The following is a 25,886-nucleotide window of genomic DNA, read 5'->3' as shown; positions in this document are numbered from 1 at the left end:
TTTTAAGGAACGGTGTGACATTATGTCTTTTATTCACCTACAGGTCTATAGTGCCTATAGTTTGTTAACAAGTACGGCATCTGTCCCCCATTTAGTTGAAAATGCCAAACAAAAGGGGTACAGCGCTCTTGCGTTAACCGACCGAAATGTAATGTACGGAACAATTGAATTTTATAAACATTGCAAAAAAAATAACCTAAAACCTATTATCGGTCTAACTGTTGATGTAGAAAGTGAAAGGGTAGAAAATGCAGCTTACCCGCTTGTTTTACTTGCTGAAACGGAAGCCGGATTTAAAAATCTATTAAAAATTTCAAGTGCCGTTCAGACAAAATCAATTAAGGGAATTCCGTTTAAATGGCTGCAATCTTATTCTGAAGGACTTATTGCTCTCACACCTGGTTTAGAAGGGGAAATTGAGCAAGCACTGTTAAATGATCAAAAGGAATATGCCAAAAAGCTAATTCATAAATTTGACCATATATTTGGAAACGGCAACTTTTTCATATCTGTTCAGAACCATCATCTCGAAGAAGAACGAAAAATAAACAAACAGTTACGTGAGATCGCAAGGGAAGATACAATTCCACTAGTAGCCGCCAACAACGTGCATTATTTAGAAAAGGAAGATACCTTTGCCCACGAATGTTTACTAGCGATTAAAAATGGCGATAAACTTCAGGACGAACATCGAGAAAAACTTAATAGTGACCAGTTTTATTTGAAGCGTCCCGAGGAAATGGTTGAAGGATTTGCCGAATTGCCTGAGGCCCTGGAGAATTCCCTTAGAATTGCAGAACGATGTACCGTAAATATTGAACTGAATAAGACCTACCTGCCTACCTTTCCTACGGAAAATGGAATGCCTGCTGAGGAGTTTCTGGAAAAGCTATGTGAAAAGGGATTAGTTGAACGCTTTTCCCGCCCAGATAAGGAATATACTGATCGTTTAGCCTTTGAACTTGCCGTAATTAAGAGGATGAAGTTTAGTAACTATTTTTTAATTGTTTGGGATTTTATGAGATATGCTCGTGAAGCGGGCATTTTAACGGGACCAGGAAGGGGTTCTGCAGCAGGTTCACTTGTTGCTTATGTATTGTATATCACAGATGTAGATCCAATAAAACATAATCTACTATTTGAGCGATTCTTAAATCCAGAACGGATATCGATGCCGGATATTGATATCGATTTTCCAGATCATCGACGTGACGAGGTAATCGAATACGTTGCGAAAAAATACGGGGAAATGCATGTGGCCCAAATTGTTACATTTGGAACATTAGCTGCAAAAGCCGCATTAAGAGATGTTGGCCGATCGTTTGGTTTAAATTCAAAAGAATTAGAGTATTTATCAAAATTGGTTCCTTCCCGTTTGGGAGTAGATCTTAAAGCTGCTTTTAAAGAATCAGAGTCATTAAGAAAGTTTGTGAAGGATACCCCCCTAAACCAAAGGCTTTTTGAAACAGCTTTGAAGCTTGAAGGCCTACCGCGGCATACTTCCACACATGCGGCAGGCGTCGTAATCAGTGAAAAGCAACTAATTGAACTCATTCCGATTCAGCAAGGATCTGGTAATGTTTACTTAACCCAATACTCAATGGAACACCTTGAGGAGATTGGCTTGTTGAAAATGGACTTTCTCGGGCTAAGGAATCTAACACTCATTGAGACTATTTTATCTTCTATCTATCGTGATACCAAAAGGAAGGTTGACATTAGACAGGTTCCGCTACAAGATGCTGACACCTTCCAAATACTTGCCCGAGGTGAAACCACCGGGATTTTTCAGCTGGAATCGGAGGGGATGAGGAAAGTATTAACTCGGTTGAGACCGTCCCGATTTGAGGATATCGTGGCTGTAAATGCCTTGTATCGTCCCGGTCCAATGGAAAATATTCCACTCTATATTGATCGGAAACATGGGCGAGCAGCGGTTGATTATCCACATCCTGATTTAGAGTCCATCTTAGAGAATACATATGGAGTTATCGTATACCAGGAGCAAATCATGCAGATTGCTTCGAAAATGGCTGGATTTTCACTTGGGGAAGCGGACCTGTTACGACGGGCTGTTGGGAAAAAACAAAAAGAAGTCTTGGACAAAGAACGCTATCATTTTGTTCAGGGTGCATTAAAAAAAGGATATTCAGAAGAACTGGCCAATGAAATATATGATTTAATTGTCCGATTTGCAAACTATGGGTTTAACCGTAGCCATGCCGTTGCCTATAGTATGATTGCTTATCAGTTAGCCTACCTAAAGGCTAATTTCCCTGTTCATTTTATGGCTGGTCTACTTACTTCAGCAATTGGGAATGATACCAAAATTGCACAATATGTCATGGAAACTCGGCAAAAGGAGATTGCTGTTCTTTCCCCATCGATTAATCAAAGTAAGTACTCTTTTCAGGTAGAAAACCGTGGAATCCGTTATAGTCTTGCTGCGATTAAAAATGTTGGGGCTGCAGCTCTAAAGGAAATATTTCAAGCAAGGAAACGAAAGAGATTTGATGATTTATTTGATTTTTGTATCAGAGTGTCACCTAAAGCCGTTAACCGAAAAACGCTTGAATTTCTAGTTCATTCCGGTGCTTTTGATGAATTTGGCGAAGATCGGGCTGTCCTTTTAGCCAGTTTGGATGTCGCCATTGAACATGCTCAAATCTTTAAACCAGATGACCTTGACCAATTTGCCTTATTTGAGGATGATCTCATACCAAAGCCAAAATATGTTCAAGTAGATCCGATTAGTTTAGAAAATAAATTGGCCTTTGAAAAAGAGGCACTTGGTTTTTATCTATCTGACCATCCCATCTCCGTTTATCAAAAAAGGCTCAGATTGAGCGGTGCATCTGTTTTATTTCAATTAAGCAGCGAGGCAAAAATGGCTCATACAGGAGTCTATATTTCTGGATTGAAAACCATTCGTACCAAGAAAGGAGAGAGCATGGCTTTTTTAACGGTAAGTGATGCGAGTGGTGAAATGGAAGCTGTTGCTTTTCCAAATGTCTTTAAAAGGTTTCCGGTATTGTTGAAACAGGGAAATATTGTCCTTCTGGAGGGGAAAGTGGAAGTTAGAGAGGATACAAGGCAATTTATCATTCAACAGGTATTTGATTTGGAGGAATGGTTGCAAAATTATTCTGAAAAACAGCCTGTCTTATATATTAAAGTCTCCTTGGAACACCAAGATGAAACTTTACTTCTTAGAATCAATCAGCTATTAAAGAGAAATAAAGGGAACGTTCAGGTTGTGTTACATTACGAGAAGACCCGAAAAACGATTCGTTTAGGTAATGAGTACAAGGTAAATCCAGATTCAAATGTACTCAATGAACTAAGAAACATCCTAGGTTCAAAAAACGTCGTTCTAAAGGATTAATTCTTTACAACTTTCTAAGATATGTTATAGTGATAATGAGACAAGTGTGGTCAGACCACTAAAAATGCTGCTTTTAGAATAAATTATATAAATTTATTAAATTACTTAGAAAGCTGTCTAGCTCCAGCGCCTAGGGGCTCTTGGGTCTAAGCCAATCCGTCGAAAAGGTTAAAGAGCAACCTTCCCGCCGGCTTGTCTTATGCTTGTCGCCCCTGGGCAAGGCGCTTCCGCCTTTCTAAATTAGGGGTGACATTTCTTGACACTACGTGAAGAAGCATTGCATATGCATCGCATTCATAAGGGGAAATTAGAGTCAAAATCAAAGGTTCCAGTTCGAAATGCACACGATTTAAGCTTAGCCTATTCGCCAGGTGTTGCGGAGCCATGTAAAGATATTTATGAAAAACCTGAAACAGTATATGATTACACCATGAAAGGTAATATGGTTGCCGTTGTTTCCGATGGCACAGCTGTTTTAGGACTTGGTAATATCGGTCCTGAGGCCGCTCTCCCTGTTATGGAAGGAAAAGCGGTTCTTTTCAAAAGCTTTGCAGGTGTTGATGCTTTTCCAATCTGTTTAAACACCACAGATGTTGACAAAATCGTAGAAACTGTTAAATTATTGGAGCCAACCTTTGGAGGAGTAAATCTCGAAGATATCGCCGCTCCCAATTGTTTTGTCATTGAGGAAAGATTAAAAAGAGAAGCCAATATTCCGATTTTTCATGATGACCAGCATGGTACCGCGATTGTTACCGTAGCAGGACTTGTCAATGCCCTTAAAATTATTGGAAAGAAAATGACTGAAATAAAAGTTGTGGCAAATGGAGCAGGCGCTGCTGGAATTGCCATTATTAAGCTATTATATCACTACGGCGTTAGAGACATTATTATGTGTGATACAAAAGGTGCTATCTATGAAGGCCGTCCGCAAGGGATGAATACGGTCAAAGCCGAAGTAGCGAAATACACGAACCGTGAAAATTTACAAGGCAGTCTTGCCGATGTTATAAAAGGTGCCGATGTTTTTATTGGAGTATCGGTTGCAGGTGCACTGACCAAAGAAATGGTTGCTTCCATGAACCCAAATTCGATTATTTTTGCTATGGCAAATCCTGATCCTGAGATTATGCCGGAAGAAGCCAAAGCAGCAGGAGCAAAAGTCGTGGGAACAGGCCGCTCGGACTTTCCGAATCAGGTAAACAATGTTCTCGCATTTCCAGGGATTTTCCGTGGCGCGCTTGATGTTCGGGCAACCCATATTAATGAAAAAATGAAAATTGCAGCAGTAGAAGCTATTGCAAGCTTAATTAGTGAAGATGAACTGCATGAAGATTATGTCATCCCAGCACCGTTTGATCCCCGAGTGGCTCCAAATGTTGCTGCTGCAGTGGCCAAGGCCGCAATGGAAACGGGTGTAGCCCGTATAAAGGTCGATCCTGAAGACGTGAAGGAAAGAACTGGAAGGCTTGCGATCATTGGTAAAAGTGAGTGATTCGTAAGTGACGAATACCAAGGTTTATTTAGAGATTGTGAAGCAACTAAGAGAAATGATTACCGTTGATGGTCTTAAAACTGGGGATAAAATCCCATCTGAACGTGAATTGTCGGAGCGCCTGAATTTCGGGCGCTCTTCCGTTCGGGAAGCCCTAAGAGCATTAGAGTTACTGGGGCTAATTGAGACAAGAAGAGGCGAGGGAACGTATATTAGGGATTTTCGCGGTCATCAGCTTGTCCAGCTCCTTAGCACATTTATTTTGCAGGATCAAAAAGCAAAACGTGATGTGTTCGAAACAAAAAGCTTTATCGAAATGGATTGCTTGCGTTTAGCATTCCAAAAGGCAAATAATGAGGCAACCAACAGTCTAGGTGATTGGGTTGAGAGAACAGAACATTTCTCTGATGATGAATTTTTTCAAAGAATTATTGACCTGTCAGATAATCATTTGTTCCAGCGGTTATGGTCTATTTTAAAAGAGTATTATCAATCACTTGAGGAAACTCAACCATTATATAGCCGTGAGGATTATCTGGAATTGCTAAAAGGCTTAACCGAAAAGAATCTTGAAAAAACACTATATGCGTATAAAAAACTTCGGAATTTGTCAAACTTAACCGACAAATACTAACAGAATTTAAACTTATTATATTTTATAGTGAAAGTTATACAAGCCCTGATTAAAAAGCTATTTTTTATTCTAAATGTGGTTTGACCACGGAAGAAGTTAATAGGTATGAAGTGAGGGCAGGATAGAAAGACTTCTATAATAGCAAGAATTGGAGAATCTCGCCAATGACAGGTCGCGTTACACAAGGGAGGTTTTAATTTGGCTCTTAAAGATCTTTTTACAAAGAATCAACCAAAAAAGAAAAAATATGCAACAATTCCCAAAGAAACGGTTAAGAATGACGTTCCAGAAGGAATTATGACTAAATGTCCATCATGTAAGAAAATCATGTATACCAAAGAGTTATTAAAAAATTCAAAGGTTTGTTTAAGCTGCGGATTTCATTTTCAAATGACTGCACAAGAACGAATCGATAGTTTTATTGATGAAGGCAGTTTTGTTGAATTAAATGAAGAAATGGTCTCGGTGAATCCGTTAAATTTCCCGGACTATTTGGAAAAGCTAGAAAAAGACCGTCAAAAAAGCAAAATAAATGAAGCGGTTGTAACCGGAATGGGATCCATAAACGGTCATAAGATTGTTGTGGCCATAATGGATGCCTCTTTCCGAATGGGAAGTATGGGTTCTGTTGTTGGTGAAAAAATAACCCGGGCAATTGAAAAAGCGGACGAACTGTCGATTCCCTTCGTTATTTTTACAGCTTCAGGCGGCGCGAGAATGCAAGAAGGCGCTTTGAGTTTAATGCAAATGGCTAAAACAAGCGTAGCTTTAAAAAGATTTAGTCATAATGGCGGTCTGATTATTTCCATTATGACTCACCCAACAACAGGTGGAGTATCTGCAAGCTTTGCTTCACTAGGTGATTATAATTTTGCCGAACCTGGAGCATTAATCGCCTTTGCTGGACGAAGAGTCATTGAACAATCGATTAGGGAAGAATTGCCAGAGGATTTCCAAACGGCTGAATTTCTTTTAAAGCATGGACAGCTTGATGCCATTATTACTCGAACGGATCTAGTTGATCAAATAACAAACCTATTAGAAATTCATCAACCAGGAGGCGAACTCGAATGGCAGGAGAATTAGAATTCGAACGTCCGATTGTGGAGTTAAGAAATAAAATCACTGAGTTGAAAGAGTTCACTAAAACAGCGGATGTTGATCTAAGCACAGAAATAAAAAAGTTAGAGGCTCGGTTAGAAAATTTGGAGCATGACATATATGAAAATATCAAACCATGGGACCGGGTCCAAATAGCGCGTCTCGCTAGCAGACCAACAACACTTGATTATATTTCCTTTCTCTTTGATGGCTTTTTTGAATGCCATGGTGACCGGACTTTTGCGGATGATGAAGCAATTGTTGGCGGTGTTGCCAAATTTAAAGGACTGCCTGTTACGGTCATAGGTCATCAACGCGGGAAAGATACGAAGGAAAATATTCGCAGAAACTTTGGGATGCCACACCCTGAAGGGTATAGAAAAGCATTGCGATTAATGAAACAGGCTGATAAATTTAAGCGCCCTATCATTTGTTTTATTGATACAAAAGGGGCATATCCAGGGAAAGCGGCTGAAGAGCGCGGTCAGAGTGAAGCAATCGCTCGAAATCTATTTGAAATGGCTGGTTTAAGAGTCCCTGTAATTTGCATCGTAATTGGTGAAGGTGGAAGTGGTGGAGCGCTGGCACTTGGTGTCGGTAATCGTATCTATATGCTCGAAAACTCAACCTACTCTGTTATTTCTCCTGAAGGAGCAGCCGCTATTTTATGGAAAGATGCGTCTCTTGCTAAAAATGCAGCTGAAACCATGAGAATAACAGCACCTGATTTAAAAGATCTTGGAATTATAGATGATATTATTCCAGAGATTAAAGGTGGAGCTCAAAAGGATGTAAAGAAACAAGCAGAAGAAATTGAAAAAGTACTAAAATCATCTCTTGCGGACTTACTAACACTATCTGAAGATGAATTAATTGCCGATCGTTATGACCGCTTCAGAACCATTGGTGAGTTCTCTAATGTGAAAGATTACATTAGTGTCAATTAAAAAAATGTGCTCTTAAAGGGCACGTTTTTATTTTTGCGAGTTCACAAAACCTTCACGAAAAATTTCGAAAACCGCTAATGATAGCGTGTACATCCTTAGATAAAACGCTTTCAGTTTACTAACTATTCCGTCTATTTTTAATACTAATATCAATCGGTTGTTAACGTGATTTCTTCATGTTATTTTATAAATATTCAAAGGTTTTATGTCAATAATAAAAAAAGTATTAGAATAACAGACAGATGGACAATGTACATACTCTTTTAATCAATGAATGAGGTGAAGGACATGAAAAAAATAGGCGTACTTACAAGCGGCGGCGATTCTCCAGGGATGAATCCAGCGATTCGTGCTGTTGTTCGTAAAGCGATTTTTCATAATGTAGAGGTTTATGGTATTTATGGTGGCTATTTAGGATTAGTAAATGGGAATATTCAAAAACTTGAACTTGGTTCTGTCGGTGATATTATTCATCGCGGTGGTACCATGCTTCAATCAGCGCGCCTGCCAGAATTTGCAAATAAAGAAGTGCAAAAAAAGGGAATTGACCAGCTTATTGCTCACGGGATCGAAGGATTAGTTGTCATTGGTGGTGACGGTTCTTACCGCGGAGCCAGAGCTTTGACAGAGCAAGGCTATCCTTGTGTTGGTGTACCTGGAACCATCGATAATGATATCCCAGGAACAGAATTGACAATCGGCTTTGATACTGCTCTTAATACGGTTATCGATGCCATTGATAAAATTCGTGATACAGCTACATCACATGAAAGAACATTTGTCATTGAAGTAATGGGCCGGGATGCTGGTGACATAGCCTTATGGGCAGGTCTTGCAGGTGGAGCAGAAACCATTCTAATTCCGGAAGAAAATTATGATATGAAAGAAGTAGCTGAAAGGCTGCGCAGTGGTCATGAACGCGGTAAAAAGCATAGTATCATTGTTGTGGCAGAAGGAGTATGCAGTGGCTATGAATTTGCCCGTCAGCTTAAAGAAACATCTGAAATTGATACAAGAGTATCGGTACTAGGTCATATCCAGCGCGGTGGTTCGCCAACTGTAGCGGATAGAGTGTTAGCGAGCAGACTTGGTGCACGAGCAGTTGAACTCTTGATTGAAGGAAAAGGCGGACGAGCAGTAGGAATAGAAAATAATAAGCTTGTTGACTACGACATTATTGAAGCATTAGAGAGAAAACATAAACTTGATCTTGACCTATACCAATTATCTAAAGAATTATCAATATAGGAACTAGAAGTCTCTCTTTTCAAAATATAGGAGGAAAAATAGCATGCTACGTAAAACAAAAATCGTTTGTACGATTGGACCTGCAAGTGAATCAGTAGAAAAATTAACACAATTGATTAATTCTGGAATGAATGTAGCCCGATTAAACTTTTCACATGGAGACTTTGAAGAACATGGTGCACGAATTAAAAATATCAGGGAAGCGGCTTCGCAAACTGGAAAGACTGTAGCCATCCTGCTCGATACTAAGGGCCCTGAAATTCGTACGAATAACATGCAAAACGGCGCAATTGAACTTGTTGCTGGTAACAATATCATCGTATCTATGACAGAAGTCGAAGGAACAACTGAGAAATTTTCTGTTACATACCCAGGTTTAATTGAAGATGTTCATGTAGGCTCTAAGATTCTTTTGGATGATGGATTAATCGGTTTAGAAGTTATCGAAATTAACCAGTCTGAAAAGGAAATTCATACAAAAATTTTAAATAGTGGTACTTTGAAGAATAAAAAAGGTGTAAACGTTCCAGGTGTATCCGTTAATTTACCAGGTATTACAGACAAGGATACTAACGATATTCTATTTGGAATCGAACAAGGTATTGATTTTATCGCAGCATCATTTGTTCGTAGAGCAAAAGATGTATTAGAAATCCGTCAGCTTTTAGAAAAAAATAACGCAGCACATATCCAAATTATCCCGAAAATCGAGAATCAAGAAGGCGTAGATAATATCGACGAAATCCTTGAAATTTCCGAGGGCCTAATGGTTGCCCGTGGAGACCTTGGGGTAGAAATTCCTGCTGAAGAAGTACCGCTAGTACAGAAGATGTTAATTAAAAAATGTAATGCGCTTGGAAAGCCAGTTATTACAGCTACTCAAATGCTTGATTCTATGCAGCGCAACCCTAGACCAACACGTGCGGAAGCAAGTGACGTTGCCAATGCTATTTTTGATGGTACCGATGCCATTATGTTATCTGGTGAAACAGCTGCAGGACAATACCCTGTAGAAGCCGTTCAAACGATGCATAATATTGCTTCAAGAGCAGAACAAGCTTTAGATCATAAGGAAATCCTATCAAGCCGTAGCAAGGACACTGAGCACAACCTAACAGATGCTATCGGTCAATCGGTTGCCCATACTGCTTTAAATCTTGAAGTGAAGTCCATTATTACACCAACAGAGAGCGGCCACACTGCTAGAATGATTTCTAAATATCGTCCGAAAGCATCGATTGTTGCTGTAACATCAAATGAACACATTGTCCGTCGTTTACAGTTAGTATGGGGTGTGTATCCACAGCTTGGTAAAACCTCAACAACGACAGATGAAATGCTTGATACAGCTGTTGAAACAAGCTTAAATAGCGGCATTGTTAAACATGGGGAATTAGTTGTCATTACTGCAGGTGTACCTGTTGGAGAATCAGGAGCAACAAACTTAATGAAGATTCATGTTGTAGGGGATATCCTTACAAAAGCACAGGGAATTGGACGCCGTTCCGCCTTTGGTAAGGTCGTAATTGCCCATGATGCAAAAGAAGCATTGGAAAAAGTAAAGCAAGGTTCCATTCTTGTCACATTCGGAACAGATCGTGACATGATGCCAGCCATTGAAAAATGTGCTGCAGTCATCACACAAGAGGGTGGTTTAACAAGCCATGCTGCTGTAGTTGGTTTAAACCTAAGCATTCCAGTTATTGTTGGCGTAGACCGCGCGCTTGAACTATTTAGAGATGGTCAAGAAATTACAGTTGATGCTAATCGAGGAATAGTCTATAACGGACATGCAAGTGTACTTTAATCAATAAGATCTGTTTAAGAGGACTGAAATTTGATAAAAAAACGTCAGCATCCAATAGGAGCTGACGTTTTTTTTGAAATATGTTTGTTGGACACCTAATTTGGTGATTAAAACGCTGATTCATGCCAGTTTTAAACTTCTTTGCCTTTTATAAATAACCAGACATCTTGGAAAACATTCGCTCGCTTAAGCGCGCTAAAAATAACAAGAGTAACTGGTCCGACAATTAAGCCTAAAAAGCCAATTAATTTAAAGCCTACAAATAAGGCAATAAGGGTGGCTAATGGATCCAAGCCGATGCTTGAGGATAGAATTTTTGGCTCCATAATTTGCCGCTGAACAAGGACAATAATATAAAGAACACCTAAACCAATCGCAAGGCCAGTATCTCCACTTATCGATGCATAAATGATCCAAGGTACAAACACGGCACCTGTTCCTAAGTATGGGATGATATCCACAATCCCAGTTGCTAAAGCAATGGTAATGGCATAATCTACTCTAAGAATCAACAAGCCGATTAAAATGATGACGGTTGTAATCGAAATAAGGGTCAACTGTGCTTTGATAAAACCGAATAACGCTTTTTTTAAGTCTAGAAAAACAGTTTTACCGCTCGTTTTCGCTTTACCTGGTAAAATCTTTCCACCGATCCTCGTTAAATGATGCCAATCCTTGCTAATAAAAAAGGTTGCTAACAAAGAGAAAATGAGGACAGTAGCTGCGTTTGGAAACCAAGAAAGAATATTAGGGATATTCCCAAAAAGATTTTTGATAAATGTCCCTACGGTTGTGCCGATTTTTGTCCCTACATTTTGTATATTACCAATAATCGTGCCTTGTTGACCTGCATCAAGTTTATTAAATACACTTGTTAGTTGGTTGTATAAAGGAATAATTTGAGCTGTAAAATAATCTTCGAGATAATTAATCAGTGTATCAAGATGCTCTGGAACTACTCTAGCTATGTAGGCCGTGCCAGAAACGATTTCAGCAACTAAAAGTGTAATGAAACCAGCGCAGATAGCAAAAATGACAATTAACGCGATTAAGACCGCTAGAACACGCGGCATCTTTGCCTTCCTCTCAAGGAAATCCACCAATGGATTGATCAAAAAGGCAATAATAAGACCAATTAAAAATGGATAGGTAACTTTTGACAAGAAGTAAAACAAATATAACGCTAAAAATACACCACCCACTACAAGTAAAAAACGGATGGTCCGGTATATATATTTAAGCTCCAAAAAACAGCCCTCCTTTTGTAAGAAAATAAGTAATATCAGTTTAACATTTTATGATTGAACCTGCATAATTTTCCAGTTAATTTATTCTCTAAAAATATTACGAACCGCACCAAGAAAGGTTTCATTTTTCAATACTATGGTGCGATATTATGGAAAGGGTTGATAGCATTATGCTAAGTGAATCATTAGTATTTCTTCTGCTATTACTCGTGATTGGTTTTATAGCAAAAAATAGTTCTCTTATGATAGCAATTGGGGTCTTGCTTTTGTTAAAAGTGGTTGGTTTGGAAGCCAAATCATTTTCATTCCTTCAATCAAAGGGAATAAACTGGGGGGTAACACTAATTACTATTGCCGTGCTGGCTCCTATTGCTAGTGGAGAAATCGGCTTTCGCGACTTAACGGCCTCTTTTAAGTCACCGTATGCATGGATAGCCCTTATTTCGGGAATGCTTGTGGCATTACTAGCCAAAGGAGGGGTTAAGCTTCTAGCAGATGATCCACAAATCACAACGGCCTTAGTTCTTGGAACGATTTTGTCCGTATCCATTTTCAAGGGTGTTGCAGTAGGCCCTCTTATTGGTGCCGGAATAGCCTATATGGCAATGAAAATATTCGGATTTTTTAGCTAGATTTTTTGTAAAATAATATTTTTTTGTTTTTTTCAGTGTCTTTTCGTTCACAAAAATCTGATAATTGTTTATAATAGGCTTGTAAGCGTATCCTTATTTACATAAACCACATATTAACGGTGAATTAATTGTAAAGCATTTTTTAATGTTCAAAAGGATCGTTTTTCTGTGGATTCATTCCGAGCAATCGCTCAGTCGATTAAAGGGAACAAATATTAGGAATCACTAGACTAAGTTAAACACCATATATCATGCTTCTAACTCAATTGAAATGATGCAGTTTTCGGTTGGATGAAGGATTTTTGTCTAAAAGAAGGGTATAACAGTCTTATTTGGCATAAATTTAAGGATGAGCTGGCTTTTTTCTTGGGAGTAACAGTCAGCAGACAGTTTTTAAAGAAAGCTGGGGAAATTTAGAATGTGAGGAGAGATTTTCTATGACAGTAACACGTGGTCTTGAAGGGGTAGTGGCAACATCTTCGTCCATAAGCTCTATTATTGATGACACACTAACATATGTTGGTTATGACATTGATGATTTAGCAGTGAATGCTAGTTTTGAAGAAGTCATTTATTTACTTTGGCACAGGAGACTGCCAAGTGCAGAAGAGTTAGCAGAGTTAAAAACTCAGCTAGCTGAAAACTCTGCTCTACCTCCAGAAGTGATTCAACACTTTAACATGTATCCGATTGAGAAGGTTCATCCAATGGCGGCCCTCCGTTCAGCCGTTTCATTATTAGGTTTATACGATGACGAAGCGGATTTAATGGATGAGGAAGCAAACTATCGAAAAGCAGTTCGTTTACAAGCCAAAATGCCTGCTATTGTTACGACGTTCGCCCGTGTCAGAAAAGGGCTCCAACCAATTGCACCAAGACAGGATTTAAGCTTTGCTGCCAACTTCTTATACATGTTAACTGGTAAAGAGCCTGCACCAATCGCGGAAGAAGCGATGAATAAAGCATTAGTATTACATGCTGATCATGAGTTGAATGCTTCTACCTTTACTGCCCGTGTATGTGTAGCAACTTTATCAGATGTTTATTCAGGTATAACCTCTGCTATTGGTGCTCTAAAAGGTCCTCTTCATGGCGGTGCAAACGAGGCTGTAATGAAAATGTTAACTGATATTGGCACTCTTGAAAATGTAGATCCATATGTTCGCGGTAAGCTTGCGAACAAAGAAAAAATTATGGGCTTTGGCCATAGGGTATACCGTAAAGGAGACCCACGTGCCAAACATCTAAGAGAAATGTCCAAGAAATTAACTGAATTGACTGGTCAGCCTCATTGGTATGACATGTCTGTTCAGATTGAAGCCATTGTCACAGGCGAGAAGAAATTACCGCCAAATGTAGATTTCTATTCTGCATCTGTTTATCATAGTTTAGGAATAGACCATGATCTAATGACACCAATCTTTGCTGTTAGCCGTGTATCAGGGTGGTTAGCGCATATCTTAGAACAGTATGAAAATAACCGTTTAATCCGTCCTCGTGCGGAATATACCGGCCCTGGCATGCAGAAATATGTGCCAATTGAGCAAAGAGGATAATATTTTACTTTTTTTCAAAAAATTGATTCAATAGTATTGAATTAATAAAGGTTAGAGGATTCGTTCTCTAACCTTTGATTCAGTCTTTTTGATAAATCATCACGAACAAAGTACTTTTACATACTAGAAGGGAGATCATCTAATGCAAGGCGAAAAAATTTCAGTCACAAATTGCGTATTAAACGTACCAAACAATCCTATTATCCCATATATCGAGGGAGACGGTATTGGACCAGATATCTGGGCTGCTTCCGAGAGAGTTCTAGATGCAGCAGTAGAAAAAGCCTATAAAGGCGAACGTAAAATCGTTTGGAAAGAAGTTCTAGCTGGTGAAAAAGCTTTCAACCAAACTGGTGAGTGGCTTCCTAAAGAAACACTTGATGTTATTGATGAATACCTGATTGCGATTAAAGGACCATTAACTACACCTGTTGGTGGAGGAATTCGTTCCCTAAACGTTGCTCTGCGTCAGGAATTAGATTTATTTGTATGCCTACGCCCAGTAAGATGGTTTGAAGGTGTTCCTTCACCAGTGAAACGCCCAGAAGATACTGATATGGTTATCTTCCGTGAAAATACTGAAGATATTTATGCTGGTATTGAATATGAAAAAGGCTCTGAAGCTGCTAAGAAGGTAATCGACTTCTTGCAAAATGAAATGGGAGTTAACAAAATTAGATTCCCTGAAACATCTGGTATTGGAATTAAACCAGTTTCTGAAGAAGGAACAAACCGTCTTGTACGTGCGGCAATCAATTATGCCATTAAAGAAGGACGTAAGTCTGTTACCTTAGTGCATAAAGGGAATATCATGAAATTCACTGAAGGTGCATTTAAAAAGTGGGGCTATGACCTTGCTGAAAAAGAATTCGGCGATAAAGTGTTCACTTGGGTACAATACGACCGCATTAAAGAAGAGCAAGGCACAGATGCTGCAAATAAAGCACAAGCTGATGCTGAAGCAGCTGGCAAAATCATCGTAAAAGATGCGATTGCAGATATTTTCTTACAACAAATCCTTACTCGTCCACGCGAGTTCGATGTAGTTGCTACATTAAACTTAAATGGTGACTATATTTCCGATGCACTAGCAGCGCAAGTTGGCGGTATTGGTATTGCTCCTGGAGCTAACATCAACTACGAAACTGGCCATGCGATTTTTGAAGCAACACATGGTACTGCACCAAAATATGCTGGTCTAGATAAAGTAAATCCATCATCTGTTATTTTATCAGGGGTGTTATTGCTTGAACACTTAGGCTGGAATGAAGCAGCTACTATGGTGATTAAATCAGTTGAAAAAACAATCGCTTCAAAAGTAGTAACATATGACTTTGCTCGCTTAATGGAAGGTGCAACTGAAGTTAAGACTTCTGAATTTGGCGATGAGTTAATTAAGAACATGGAATAATGTAAAACGACTACATTAAAGGGGAAATCTAGTCGTGTAGTGCTTCAAGACATTTGCTAAAAGTAGGCTGTTTATTAACAGCCTCTTAGTATTAATTATTAATACGAAAAAGGGGAGAAGTGAAATGTCATTAAAGCGTAAAAAGGTTTCAGTAATCGGCGGCGGTTTTACAGGTGCAACAACCGCATTTTTATTAGCACAGAAAGAACTAGGAGATGTCGTTTTAGTTGATATTCCGCAAATGGAGAACCCAACTAAAGGGAAAGCATTAGATATGCTAGAGGCCAGTCCAGTTCAAGGGTTTGACTCAAACATTATTGGTACTTCTAATTACGAAGATACCAAGGATTCTGATATCGTGGTAATCACTGCTGGTATTGCTCGTAAGCCAGGAATGAGCCGTGATGATTTAGTGCAAACCAATCAAAAAGTGATGAAAAGTGTGACGCAGCAAATTGTAAAACATTCTCCAAACTGTACGATTATTGTATTAACAAACCCTGTAGATGCGATGACATATACTGTTTTCAAAGAATCAGGCTTCCCAAAAAATCGTGTTATAGGTCAATCAGGCGTACTTGATACGGCACGTTTCCGTACCTTTGTTGCCCAAGAATTAAATCTTTCTGTTAAAGATATTACAGGATTTGTTCTTGGCGGACATGGTGACGATATGGTTCCACTTGTACGTTACTCTTTCGCTGGTGGTATTCCATTGGAAACGTTGATTCCAAAAGAACGCTTAGAAGCGATTGTGGAGCGTACTCGAAAAGGCGGCGGCGAAATCGTTAATCTTCTTGGTAACGGTAGTGCATACTACGCGCCAGCTGCTTCTTTGGTAGAAATGTGCGAAGCTATTCTTAAAGATCAGCGGCGTGTATTACCATCCATTGCCTATTTAGAAGGCGAGTTCGGCTACGATGGCATTTATCTCGGAGTACCGACTATCCTTGGTGCAAATGGTATTGAAAAGGTAATTGAATTAGATCTTACGGCAGAAGAGAAAGCAGCATTAGATAAATCTGTTGATTCTGTTCGTAATGTAATGCAAGTATTAGTATAATCTATTGGATTCGGGGATCACGAGGCGATCCCCGAATTTTCTGGTTGGTTTGTAATCGCTTACATACTAAGAGGTGGAATTTGATGGTATTAGGTAAAAAAAGAAAACTTGGGCGTAGAATTGAAGAAATAAATATAGGTGAAAAGCTATCGTTAACGGAGAAGATGGAAGACAAGGACCTCCTTTTGTATCTAGGCTTGACCGATGATGCAAATCCCCTATATATCCAACATGATTATGCATCCCAAACTCCTTTTGCAAAGCCCATAGTGCCAAGTGTTATGTTAACCGGCATTATTACTTCAGCAATCTCAAAATATCTGCCCGGTCCTGGAAGCCATATTTTAAAACAGGAAATTGAGTTTCTGAAACCTGTTTTTCATTATGATTCGGTGGAGTTTCTGTTCGAAGTCGTTGAAGTTTTACGGTCCGAGCATGTGGTGGTGATTCGGGTTGAGGGGATGAATGAAGTGAATGAGCGTGTGATTGCAGGGCTATTTAAGGTTTGCCCGCCCCACCGGTTAGCGGATTTACATGGGAGAGTGTTGGATAATTTTTGACAGTGTTAGGAATTATTATTTACATGATTTTAGGGAAAAAGGTATCTGCTCAGGTAAAAGTAAGTGGTTATCATGGACCGAGAAGAAGAAAAAGAGGGCAATAGCGTAAATGAAAGAGGGGTTCATGGACCGAGAAGCGAAAAAAGAAGGCAATAGGGTAAATGAAAGTAGGTTTCATGGACCGAGAAGCGGAATAAGAGGGCAGTAAGGTAAATGAAAGAGGGGTTCATGGACCGAGAAGAAGAAAAAGAGGGCAGTAGGGTAAATGAAAGAGGGGTTCATGGACCGAGAAGAAGAAAAAGAGGGCAATAGGGTAAATGAAAGTAGGGTTCATGGACCGAGAAGAAGAAAAAGAGGGCAGTAGGGTAAATGAAAGAGGGGTTCATGGACCGAGAAGCGGAAAAAGAAGCCAATAGGGTAAATGAAAGAGAGGCTCATTTACCGATGGAGAAAGAAAAAGCTACTCAAGTTAAAAAGCGGCTCACAAGGGTACTGTATGCATGACCATACGTCAGCCGCTCTAAAAATCTTCACTCAAAATATCGTAATTTTCTTTCCCCTATTGAATTAAAATTCTGATTAAGTATCCGCCGAATCATCTTTTTCGAATCACTTATTCCAAACCACTCAAAAACACCATTAGTAGTCATCTTCATCCCCGGAAACAACAACCTTATCTCCTCCACACATCTTAAAACGGCAGATTCCACCCCCTCCACATGCCCGCAATCCGCACAAATAACCTTTCCATTACAAACCGAACACGAAAAAGAATGGCAGATACAACATGTATTCCCTTTTCGTAAGACTTTGTAATCATAAGTGGGGATCTTTACATTCGAGTAAGCTGATTCAACCTGATGTAAAGATATAAGTTTATCCGCAAGACTTTTATGCCATTCCGATAATTTAGAAGACTCATTATTTAATCTTCGCATTAATCGATTTAAATGATTTGGATAATAAATAGGTTTGTCCTTAGGAGCTTGATATAAGAAAAACTCGGGGCTTACAAAGACAACCGAGGCATCAACAGCTATATGATAGCCTAACTTCTGGAGCAATTGGAGGAGCAGAGTATGACTTCTTTTTATCTGGTCAAGTGGATTCATAATAACCTTTCCATTAATAGTTTCAAAACGGTCCGCTCGATAACAATAATCACCTTCAAAATTCTTGATTTCAAAGAAGTAAAAAGTATCTTGAAAAATGATGGAAGTATCAAGCTGAAACGAAGTGTGATTCACTTCAAAACACTAATCATTTAAAATTAAACAATCACTACGCAGCTGCTCTGTTAATAGATCAAACTGAACTTCTCCTTCAAACCCTTTCACTTTAGATAAATAGTAATTTTCTTGTTCCGGTGTGAAGTCCATTCGATTCCTCAATATTCTTAGAATCTTTAGGTCCACCGGGAGCGAACGAGCTTTATATGCCATACGCCACAACATTCTTTTACAATTAATATTTTATAAAACCAATAAGCCATATCCGAGGACAATTATGAATTCTTTGTAAATTTTTTTACATGAAAGCGTTGTAATATAACAAATGTTCCATAAAACTAGATAATCCATATTCCTTATAGATATAATGAGAGTATCTAGAAATGGGGGGTTTTTATGAAAAATAAAATACTAGTTGTCGATGATGAACAATCTATTGTGACACTACTTCAATATAATTTGGAACAAGCGGGATTTGAGGTTGTTACCGCTATGGATGGGGCAGAAGGAAAACGATTAGCAGAGAGCGAGTCCCCTGATATTATTGTTTTAGATTTAATGCTGCCAAATTTAGATGGAATGGAAGTTTGCAAACAATTGCGTCAGCAGAATATAATGACCCCAATCCTCATGTTAACAGCGAAAGATGATGAGCTGGATAAAATATTAGGACTTGAGCTAGGTGCTGATGATTATATGGTCAAGCCCTTTAGCCCTCGTGAGGTCCTTGCACGGGTCAAAGCCATCTTAAGGAGAACACAGGTACAACCAGAAACATCCGTAGACACTGATCAAACAGAGGAGCAAATCAATATTGGAAATCTGATGATTTATCCAGGAAAATATGAAGCCTATTTTCAAGGCAATCAACTGGAATTAACGTTAAAGGAATTTGAACTCCTCCTCTATCTTGGACAAAACAAAGGTCGTGTCCTAACAAGAGATCAATTGCTGAGTGCTGTTTGGAATTATGACTTTGCGGGCGATACTAGAATTGTCGATGTTCATATTTCGCACCTAAGGGAAAAAATTGAAGAAGATACGAAAAAACCTGCCTATATCAAAACAATAAGGGGCTTAGGATATAAACTGGAGGAGCCAAAAGGAGAATGATGAAGTTCCGTACAAGGACTTTTATAATATTCATTAGTTTAGTTGTACTAGTTTTAATTGGCTTAGGGATAGTGCTTGGGCAGTTATTTAAATTTAATTTTTTAGACACTTTAAATGGTCAAATAAAAATAGAAATCTGGTGGCTCTTATGTGCTGGTTTAGGGATAGCCGTAATCGTTACCATCATTCTTGCCATTAGAATTACCACAAGATATACCAAGCCGATTAAAGCAGCTACCGAAGTGGCAATTGAACTTGCGCATGGAAACTACCGTGCCCGGACAAAAGTAAACCGATTAGATGATACCGGAATGTTAGGTTCTACGATTAATATGCTCGCTGAAAATCTTGAAGATCTTACCAAAGTTCGGGAAATGCAGCAGGACCGGCTTAGCGCTCTGATTGAAAATATGGGAGCCGGTTTAATTCTTATTGATAGCCGAGGGTTTATTAATCTAATTAATAAGGGTTTCATCGATATTTTCCATATCAATCCACATGAATATTTGAAAAAACAATATTATGAGGTTATTGATTATGATGAAATCAATCAGCTCATCGCTGAAGTTTTCCGTACTGAACATAAGGTAAGTAAACAGTTACTATTGCCTTTGCAGATTGAAAGAAAATATTTTATTGTCTATGGTGTTCCCATTATTGGAACTAACAATGTCTGGAAAGGGGTCTTGCTCGTTTTCCATGATATAACAGAAATTAAGAAACTAGAACAAATGCGCAAGGATTTTGTCGCCAATGTTTCTCATGAATTAAAAACTCCTGTAACTTCAATTAAGGGGTTTACCGAAACACTGCTCGATGGTGCCATGAATAACAAAGAAACCTTAGAATCCTTTCTTTCCATTATTTTGAAAGAAAGTAACAGGCTAGAATCACTTATTTCAGACCTTTTAGACCTTTCAAAAATTGAACAGCAAGGTTTTCGACTAAATTGGCAGCCGGTGGAATTATATGCCCTGCTTCATGATGTTATAAATTTATTAAACCGCAAAGCAAAAGCGAAAAATATACAGCTTGGGCTTGATTGTAATCAAAAACAAGTCCTCATAAAAGCGGATATCGACCGTTTAAAACAAGTGTTTATTAATTTGATTAATAATGCAATCACCTATACTCCAGCAAACGGCTCCGTGAAAATCGCCATTCACGAAATGGAAGATAAGGTACGCATTTCTGTTATAGACACTGGTGTTGGCATAAGCAAAGAAGATATTCCCCGCATATTTGAACGGTTTTATCGCGTAGACCGGGCCCGGAGCCGAAATTCAGGCGGAACAGGTCTAGGTTTGGCAATTGTTAAACATTTAATTGAAGCTCATCATGGCAGTATAGGTGTTAAAAGTAAATTGGGCGAAGGCAGTGAATTTATCATTGAACTGCCAAAAGAAATGATGGATGGTGAAAGTTAATGGAAAAGAAAAAGCTTGTCCTGATTGATGGGAATAGCATTGCTTATCGCGCCTTTTTTGCGCTCCCTTTACTTAATAATGATAAAGGAATACATACAAATGCCGTTTATGGTTTTACGATGATGCTGATGAAAATCCTGGAGGATGAAAAACCCACCCATATACTTGTTGCTTTTGATGCAGGAAAAACCACTTTTCGACATAAGACTTTTGTCGAGTACAAGGGAGGCCGGCAAAAAACACCTCCAGAATTATCCGAGCAGTTCCCTTTCATTCGTGATCTGCTAGATGCGTATGGTATTTCAAGATATGAGCTTGAAAACTACGAAGCAGATGATATCATTGGCACCCTTTCGCTTAAAGCGGAGCAAGATGGGTTCGAGGTAAAGGTTATTTCGGGAGATAAAGATTTAACCCAGCTTTCTTCACCGATTACGACTGTCGGCATTACGAGAAAAGGGATAACAGATATTGAGGAGTACACTCCTGAACATGTCGCTGAAAAATATGGACTTACCCCTAATCAAATTATTGATATGAAAGGGTTAATGGGAGATCAATCCGATAATATTCCCGGAGTTCCAGGTGTGGGTGAAAAAACGGCAATAAAACTGCTCAAAGAGTTCACGTCATTAGAGAATTTATTAAAATCCATTGATCAAGTAAGTGGGAATAAACTGAAAGAAAAATTAGCGGAATTCAAAGACCAAGCCATCATGAGTAAAGAACTGGCGACAATTGAACGGCAAGCTCCTGTAGAAATCGATATAGAAAACATTTTATATGAAGGTTTTACACGAGATAAACTAATTAGCTTATTTAAGGAATTAGGATTTAACTCTTTATTAGAAAAGCTCGGGGATGGTCCAAGCGAACCTGTAGAACATGTGCTCGAGGATATAGAATATGTCATCCCTAAAGAAATTACCGAAGACCTATTTACGGATCGTAATTTTTTCTATGTGGAAATGCTGGATGATAATTACCATTATGCAGATATTATTGGTTTTTCCATTGTGAATGAAAAAGGGCATTATTATTTACCGACGGAGCAGGCCTTATCTTCGGATATTTTTAAAAAGTGGGCGGAAGATGAACAGAAGAAGAAAATTGTTTATGATGCCAAGCGCTCCGAAGTTTCTCTTCGAAGATATGATATCCATTTAAAAGGAACCGATTTTGATATTCTTATGGCCGCCTATCTGGTTAACCCATCGGAAAATATTGAAGATTTAGCCGCGATTGCCAGCAGATATGAAATCCATAATATTCAATCAGATGAATCCTTTTATGGAAAAGGAGCGAAACGTAAGGTTCCAGAGGATGCAAAGCTTGCTGAACACCTTGTTCGCAAAAGCTTAGCCATGTCTGATTTAAAGGAAAAACTAGAAGATGAATTAAGTGAAAATGAGCAATATGAATTATTTAAGGATCTAGAAATGCCTCTGTCGTTAATCTTAGCGGATATGGAATCTTGCGGGATTAGGGTCGAGCGTGAACGGCTCCAAATAATGGGCAAAGAACTCACAGAGAGACTGATTGAAATTGAGGAGAAAATCTGTGAGTTAGCTGGTGAAAAGTTTAATATCAATTCCCCAAAACAATTGGGCGTCATACTCTTTGAAAAATTAGGCTTGCATTCCTTCAAGAAAACAAAGACAGGCCATTCCACATCAGCGGATGTATTAGAGAAATTAGCAGAGGATCATGAGATTATTGAGTATATCCTGCTCTATCGCCAGCTTGGGAAGCTGCAATCAACTTATATTGAAGGATTATTAAAAGTGATTAATCCAAAAACGGAAAAGGTCCATACCCGATACCAACAAACATTAACGGCCACGGGTAGATTGAGTTCTATCGATCCGAATTTGCAAAACATACCGATTCGCCTTGAGGAAGGAAGAAAGATTCGTCAGGCCTTTGTACCATCCGAGGAAGGCTGGGTTATTTTTGCTGCTGACTATTCGCAAATTGAACTGCGCGTACTTGCCCACATTGCTGGTGATGAAAAGTTAATTGATGCTTTTCAGCATGATTTGGATATCCATACAAAAACGGCGATGGAGGTATTCCATGTGGATCAGGATGAGGTAACCTCCAATATGAGGCGTCAAGCCAAGGCTGTCAATTTTGGGATTGTCTATGGAATCAGCGATTACGGACTCTCACAATCGTTAGGTATTACTAGAAAAGAAGCGGGACAGTTTATTGATCGCTATCTTCATACCTACCCAGGGGTAAAAGAATATATGGATGATATTATCCACTCGGCCAGACAAAAAGGGTATGTCACGACGTTAATGCAACGAAGACGGTATCTTCCGGAAATTACGGCCCGTAATTTTAATTTACGAAGCTTTGCGGAAAGAACCGCCATGAACACGCCGATTCAGGGAACTGCAGCGGATATTATTAAAAAAGCAATGATAGATATGGATGAAGCTTTGAAGGATAAAGGGCTTAAAACAAGACTCCTGTTGCAGGTACATGATGAATTAATCTTTGAAGCTCCCGAAGAGGAGATTGAAATTTTGAAGGAATTAGTTCCAAGTGTGATGGAAAATGCCCTTGAACTAAAGGTACCATTGAAGGTGGATTATGCCTATGGTCCAACCTGGTTCGATGCCAAATAGAGATGAGGATTGAATTGGCCCGAAACTTCTGCGGTAGAAATCGTTAGAAAAACTAATTGTAAACCAAAGCCCATTAGACTTTTATTCTAATGGGTTTTTAAATGGCATCGTATAGTCGATGAAACTAACCACATAAATATTTAGAAATTTAATGATGGAAAAATTGACTTTTTTTAAGCGTAGACATATTATACATTTAGATAATTATCTAAATAACTAAATTGTTTTTATGTAGGTTTTTACAAGAAAAGAGGGATGGCATGAATGATGCTTTTAAGGCGTTGTCCGACCCAAGTAGAAGGAAAATTTTACACTTGCTAAAAAAGAAGGACTTATCTGCAGGAGAAATCGCAGACCATTTTAACATGACGAAACCAAGTATTTCGCATCACTTAAATTTATTAAAACAAGCTAACCTGGTAGAATCGGAAAAAAAGGGGCAACACATTATATATTCTCTAAATACAAGTGTTTTTGAAGATGTTGTCACTTGGTTTATGGATTTTCTTAAGAAAGATGAAGAGGAGGATATTAAATGAAAAGACATTGGTTTGGCTTGTTTTTGATCATAATTGCCATTATTGGAACGTCGATTTTCTATCCGTATTTACCTGAACAGATTGCTATCCATTGGAACTACAATGGTGAACCAGATCATTTTGTAGATAAATCCTATGGAGCATTCCTTTTTCCTGGAATTATGGTTGTTTTATATATTTTTAGAATCGTATTACCTAAAATCGATCCAAATAAAAACAACTATCAACGCTTTGAAGGAACATATTACTGGATTATGAATGGACTCTTATTGTTCTTTTTCTTGTTTCAGGTTATGAAAATTACAGGTGATTTAGGGATCATCAATCCAAAATATGTGATCCCTGAACTAATTGGCTTGTTATTTATATTTATTGGAAACTTAAGTCCAAAATTCAAACCGAATTATTTTATTGGCATTCGAACACCATGGACATTAGCAAATGAAGATGTATGGAAAAAAACTCATAGATTTGGCGGTAAGGTTTTTGTCATATTAGGTATATTGCTGTTATTTGTCCCAGTTATACCAGCAGTTATCCTGGGGTACTATGTTCTTGGCTCTATCATGATTTGTTTGGCCCTTATTATTTTTTCTTCCTATTATTTTTTTATAAAGAAATAAAGCAAAAGGGATATAAATATGGCCATAAATATAACAACATCATTAAGGGTAGGGTAACACTATCACCCCTTCGAAAAATATGCAAATGAATTAATCAGTGGTATTATAAATGGCGAAATTGAATGTGAAAATTACAATATGACGTTTTTAGTGAAATGGTTGAGAAAAAGTAAAGAATAAAAAGGTGGGATGGATGAAATGCCAGAAGGTCCTGAAGTCCAACAAGTATTAAATTCGTTAGAACCTAAAATTATGGGAAAACAAATTATTCATGTGGAAGTTTATAAGCCTAAAATTACTATTCCCTTAAAGAGTGAAGGAAGACAGGACGTTTTTATGTTTAGACAGCGATTAGAGGGGGCTATTTTTCACAGTCTAGAGCGTAGAGGAAAGTATTTGGTATTTCATTGCATGCAACAAAATTCTTCTGCTATATATATGGTTTCCCATTTAGGAATGACAGGTGGCTTCTTTAATATAACCTCATTTGACCAGATACCTGACCAATACAGGAAACACGTTCATATCATTTTTACATTAAACAATGATACTCAACTTGTTTACTCGGATCAAAGAAGGTTTGGATGGGTTGGAGCATTAACACAGGATGAATATCTTGCGTATGAACCTGTACAAAATGTTGGTCCAGACCCATCTGAACCTGACGCCGAATTAAGGTTTCTTGAAAATATGCGTAAAAAGCAAAATATGAATAAGCCCATTAAATCTGTCATCATGCAACCCTTTAATGTACAAGGTGTTGGTAATATCTACGCTGCGGAGTGTCTTTTCCTTGCGAGGATACACCCATTAACTCCTGTTAAAGAGTTATCTGATGAAAAGTTATTGGAGCTTTTGAAGCATATAAAGGAAACATTTAAATTAGCAATTGAGTTAGGTGGTTCCTCTATACGGGATTATGTTAATTCGGAAGGAAAAAAAGGTACATTTCAAGAATTACATAGAATGTATAATAAAAAAACTTGCCCTGAATGCGGAGGTGACATCGAGAATATTAAAATAGACAGTAGGTCTTCTTTTTTTTGTCCGAATTGCCAAAAGATGAATTAGTTTTGTCTAGCTCCAGCCCATGCTCAAGGCGCTTCCGCTTATCGATTTAGGGGCTCGGGTCATAAGCCAATCCGTCAAGAAGGTTAAAGAACAACCTTCTAGCCGGCTCGTCTTATGCCGGTCGCCCATATTCAAGGCGCTTTCGCTTTTCGAATAACATTG

22 protein-coding genes are annotated in these 25,886 nt (G+C 38.5%); 19 read left to right on the top strand and 3 right to left on the bottom strand.

Annotated elements, in window-relative coordinates; genetic code table 11:
* Positions 1–22 precede the first annotated feature (22 nt).
* From dnaE to pyk, 7 genes are all read left to right on the top strand, one after another.
* A complete protein-coding gene (gene dnaE, locus JOC76_RS12410) occupies positions 23–3,385 on the top strand; it encodes a DNA polymerase III subunit alpha (protein WP_205177986.1) in 3,363 nt (1,120 codons plus the stop codon).
* Positions 3,386–3,641: 256 nt separating this feature from the next.
* The gene (gene ystJ / locus JOC76_RS12405) at positions 3,642–4,880 is read left to right on the top strand and encodes an NADP-dependent malic enzyme (RefSeq protein ID WP_205177985.1); all 1,239 of its coding nucleotides are present in this window, start codon (positions 3,642–3,644) and stop codon (positions 4,878–4,880) included.
* 7 nt (positions 4,881–4,887) lie between these two features.
* Positions 4,888–5,514: a FadR/GntR family transcriptional regulator gene (locus tag JOC76_RS12400; RefSeq protein ID WP_307784718.1), complete on the top strand. Its 627-nt coding sequence runs from the start codon at positions 4,888–4,890 to the stop codon at positions 5,512–5,514.
* A gap of 198 nt (positions 5,515–5,712) precedes the next feature.
* Positions 5,713–6,600, top strand: coding sequence for an acetyl-CoA carboxylase, carboxyltransferase subunit beta (accD, locus tag JOC76_RS12395; RefSeq protein WP_205177983.1), 888 nt, complete (start codon positions 5,713–5,715; stop codon positions 6,598–6,600).
* Positions 6,585–7,562, top strand: coding sequence for an acetyl-CoA carboxylase carboxyl transferase subunit alpha (accA, locus tag JOC76_RS12390; protein ID WP_205177981.1), 978 nt, complete (start codon positions 6,585–6,587; stop codon positions 7,560–7,562). Before accD ends, accA begins: the two co-directional genes overlap by 16 nt.
* 288 nt (positions 7,563–7,850) lie before the next feature.
* Positions 7,851–8,810: a 6-phosphofructokinase gene (gene pfkA / locus JOC76_RS12385; RefSeq protein WP_205177978.1), complete on the top strand. Its 960-nt coding sequence runs from the start codon at positions 7,851–7,853 to the stop codon at positions 8,808–8,810.
* 43 nt (positions 8,811–8,853) lie between these two features.
* Positions 8,854–10,617, top strand: a complete 1,764-nt coding sequence (gene pyk / locus JOC76_RS12380; RefSeq protein ID WP_205177976.1) for a pyruvate kinase — start codon at positions 8,854–8,856, stop codon at positions 10,615–10,617.
* A gap of 131 nt (positions 10,618–10,748) precedes the next feature.
* On the opposite strand, the gene ytvI is transcribed toward pyk, so the two are convergent.
* Positions 10,749–11,864: a sporulation integral membrane protein YtvI gene (gene ytvI, locus JOC76_RS12375; protein WP_205177974.1), complete on the bottom strand. Its 1,116-nt coding sequence runs from the start codon at positions 11,862–11,864 to the stop codon at positions 10,749–10,751.
* A 149-nt stretch (positions 11,865–12,013) separates the two neighbouring features.
* Between ytvI and JOC76_RS12370 the strand changes: the two genes are divergently transcribed.
* The 6 genes from JOC76_RS12370 to JOC76_RS30495 all read left to right on the top strand — a co-directional run bounded on the left by JOC76_RS12370 (position 12,014) and on the right by JOC76_RS30495 (position 17,590).
* Positions 12,014–12,496, top strand: a complete 483-nt coding sequence (locus JOC76_RS12370; protein ID WP_372441941.1) for a DUF441 domain-containing protein — start codon at positions 12,014–12,016, stop codon at positions 12,494–12,496.
* A 437-nt stretch (positions 12,497–12,933) separates the two neighbouring features.
* A complete protein-coding gene (citZ, locus tag JOC76_RS12365; RefSeq protein ID WP_205177972.1) occupies positions 12,934–14,052 on the top strand; it encodes a citrate synthase in 1,119 nt (372 codons plus the stop codon).
* Positions 14,053–14,194: 142 nt separating this feature from the next.
* Positions 14,195–15,463, top strand: a complete 1,269-nt coding sequence (gene icd, locus JOC76_RS12360) for an NADP-dependent isocitrate dehydrogenase (RefSeq protein ID WP_205177970.1) — start codon at positions 14,195–14,197, stop codon at positions 15,461–15,463.
* Positions 15,464–15,587: 124 nt separating this feature from the next.
* Positions 15,588–16,526 (top strand): malate dehydrogenase, encoded by a 939-nt coding sequence (gene mdh / locus JOC76_RS12355; RefSeq protein ID WP_205177968.1) that lies wholly within the window; start codon positions 15,588–15,590, stop codon positions 16,524–16,526.
* A gap of 83 nt (positions 16,527–16,609) precedes the next feature.
* The gene (locus tag JOC76_RS12350; protein WP_205177966.1) at positions 16,610–17,086 is read left to right on the top strand and encodes a MaoC/PaaZ C-terminal domain-containing protein; all 477 of its coding nucleotides are present in this window, start codon (positions 16,610–16,612) and stop codon (positions 17,084–17,086) included.
* 369 nt (positions 17,087–17,455) lie between these two features.
* Positions 17,456–17,590, top strand: coding sequence for a hypothetical protein (locus tag JOC76_RS30495; protein WP_275591358.1), 135 nt, complete (start codon positions 17,456–17,458; stop codon positions 17,588–17,590).
* A gap of 26 nt (positions 17,591–17,616) precedes the next feature.
* On the opposite strand, the gene JOC76_RS12345 is transcribed toward JOC76_RS30495, so the two are convergent.
* A complete protein-coding gene (locus tag JOC76_RS12345; protein WP_205177964.1) occupies positions 17,617–18,333 on the bottom strand; it encodes a nuclease-related domain-containing protein in 717 nt (238 codons plus the stop codon).
* A 9-nt stretch (positions 18,334–18,342) separates the two neighbouring features.
* Positions 18,343–18,465 (bottom strand): hypothetical protein, encoded by a 123-nt coding sequence (locus JOC76_RS30490; protein ID WP_275591357.1) that lies wholly within the window; start codon positions 18,463–18,465, stop codon positions 18,343–18,345.
* A 246-nt stretch (positions 18,466–18,711) separates the two neighbouring features.
* Here JOC76_RS30490 and JOC76_RS12340 point away from each other — a divergent pair, with 246 nt between their 5' ends.
* From JOC76_RS12340 to mutM, 6 genes are all read left to right on the top strand, one after another.
* Positions 18,712–19,428, top strand: a complete 717-nt coding sequence (locus JOC76_RS12340) for a response regulator transcription factor (protein ID WP_205177962.1) — start codon at positions 18,712–18,714, stop codon at positions 19,426–19,428.
* Positions 19,425–20,855: a two-component system histidine kinase PnpS gene (gene pnpS, locus JOC76_RS12335; protein WP_205177961.1), complete on the top strand. Its 1,431-nt coding sequence runs from the start codon at positions 19,425–19,427 to the stop codon at positions 20,853–20,855. Before JOC76_RS12340 ends, pnpS begins: the two co-directional genes overlap by 4 nt.
* Positions 20,855–23,491 (top strand): DNA polymerase I, encoded by a 2,637-nt coding sequence (polA, locus tag JOC76_RS12330; RefSeq protein WP_205177960.1) that lies wholly within the window; start codon positions 20,855–20,857, stop codon positions 23,489–23,491. The genes pnpS and polA overlap by 1 nt, the downstream gene beginning before the upstream one ends.
* A gap of 260 nt (positions 23,492–23,751) precedes the next feature.
* A complete protein-coding gene (locus JOC76_RS12325) occupies positions 23,752–24,030 on the top strand; it encodes an autorepressor SdpR family transcription factor (protein ID WP_205177959.1) in 279 nt (92 codons plus the stop codon).
* A complete protein-coding gene (locus tag JOC76_RS12320; RefSeq protein WP_205177958.1) occupies positions 24,027–24,653 on the top strand; it encodes an SdpI family protein in 627 nt (208 codons plus the stop codon). Before JOC76_RS12325 ends, JOC76_RS12320 begins: the two co-directional genes overlap by 4 nt.
* 198 nt (positions 24,654–24,851) lie before the next feature.
* A complete protein-coding gene (mutM, locus tag JOC76_RS12315; RefSeq protein ID WP_205177957.1) occupies positions 24,852–25,724 on the top strand; it encodes a bifunctional DNA-formamidopyrimidine glycosylase/DNA-(apurinic or apyrimidinic site) lyase in 873 nt (290 codons plus the stop codon).
* Positions 25,725–25,886: the final 162 nt, after the last annotated feature.

It is taken from the genome of Neobacillus cucumis (assembly GCF_016908975.1).
Classification (GTDB): domain Bacteria; phylum Bacillota; class Bacilli; order Bacillales; family Cytobacillaceae; genus Neobacillus; species Neobacillus cucumis.
Note: the sequence above shows the minus strand (reverse complement) of the source record. Positions and strands in the feature narration are given on the sequence as shown.

Excerpts from the sequence above, each read along its gene's own strand:
- dnaE (WP_205177986.1), top strand. The coding sequence starts at position 23 with ATGTCTTTTATTCACCTACAGGTCTATAGTGCCTATAGTTTGTTAACA.
- accA (WP_205177981.1), top strand. The coding sequence starts at position 6,585 with ATGGCAGGAGAATTAGAATTCGAACGTCCGATTGTGGAGTTAAGAAAT.
- pfkA (WP_205177978.1), top strand. The coding sequence starts at position 7,851 with ATGAAAAAAATAGGCGTACTTACAAGCGGCGGCGATTCTCCAGGGATG.
- pyk (WP_205177976.1), top strand. The coding sequence starts at position 8,854 with ATGCTACGTAAAACAAAAATCGTTTGTACGATTGGACCTGCAAGTGAA.
- JOC76_RS12370 (WP_372441941.1), top strand. The coding sequence starts at position 12,014 with ATGGAAAGGGTTGATAGCATTATGCTAAGTGAATCATTAGTATTTCTT.
- citZ (WP_205177972.1), top strand. The coding sequence starts at position 12,934 with ATGACAGTAACACGTGGTCTTGAAGGGGTAGTGGCAACATCTTCGTCC.
- icd (WP_205177970.1), top strand. The coding sequence starts at position 14,195 with ATGCAAGGCGAAAAAATTTCAGTCACAAATTGCGTATTAAACGTACCA.
- mdh (WP_205177968.1), top strand. The coding sequence starts at position 15,588 with ATGTCATTAAAGCGTAAAAAGGTTTCAGTAATCGGCGGCGGTTTTACA.
- JOC76_RS12350 (WP_205177966.1), top strand. The coding sequence starts at position 16,610 with ATGGTATTAGGTAAAAAAAGAAAACTTGGGCGTAGAATTGAAGAAATA.
- JOC76_RS30495 (WP_275591358.1), top strand. The coding sequence starts at position 17,456 with ATGAAAGAGGGGTTCATGGACCGAGAAGCGGAAAAAGAAGCCAATAGG.
- JOC76_RS30490 (WP_275591357.1), bottom strand. The coding sequence starts at position 18,465 with ATGGACTTCACACCGGAACAAGAAAATTACTATTTATCTAAAGTGAAA.
- JOC76_RS12340 (WP_205177962.1), top strand. The coding sequence starts at position 18,712 with ATGAAAAATAAAATACTAGTTGTCGATGATGAACAATCTATTGTGACA.
- pnpS (WP_205177961.1), top strand. The coding sequence starts at position 19,425 with ATGATGAAGTTCCGTACAAGGACTTTTATAATATTCATTAGTTTAGTT.
- polA (WP_205177960.1), top strand. The coding sequence starts at position 20,855 with ATGGAAAAGAAAAAGCTTGTCCTGATTGATGGGAATAGCATTGCTTAT.
- JOC76_RS12325 (WP_205177959.1), top strand. The coding sequence starts at position 23,752 with ATGAATGATGCTTTTAAGGCGTTGTCCGACCCAAGTAGAAGGAAAATT.
- JOC76_RS12320 (WP_205177958.1), top strand. The coding sequence starts at position 24,027 with ATGAAAAGACATTGGTTTGGCTTGTTTTTGATCATAATTGCCATTATT.
- mutM (WP_205177957.1), top strand. The coding sequence starts at position 24,852 with ATGCCAGAAGGTCCTGAAGTCCAACAAGTATTAAATTCGTTAGAACCT.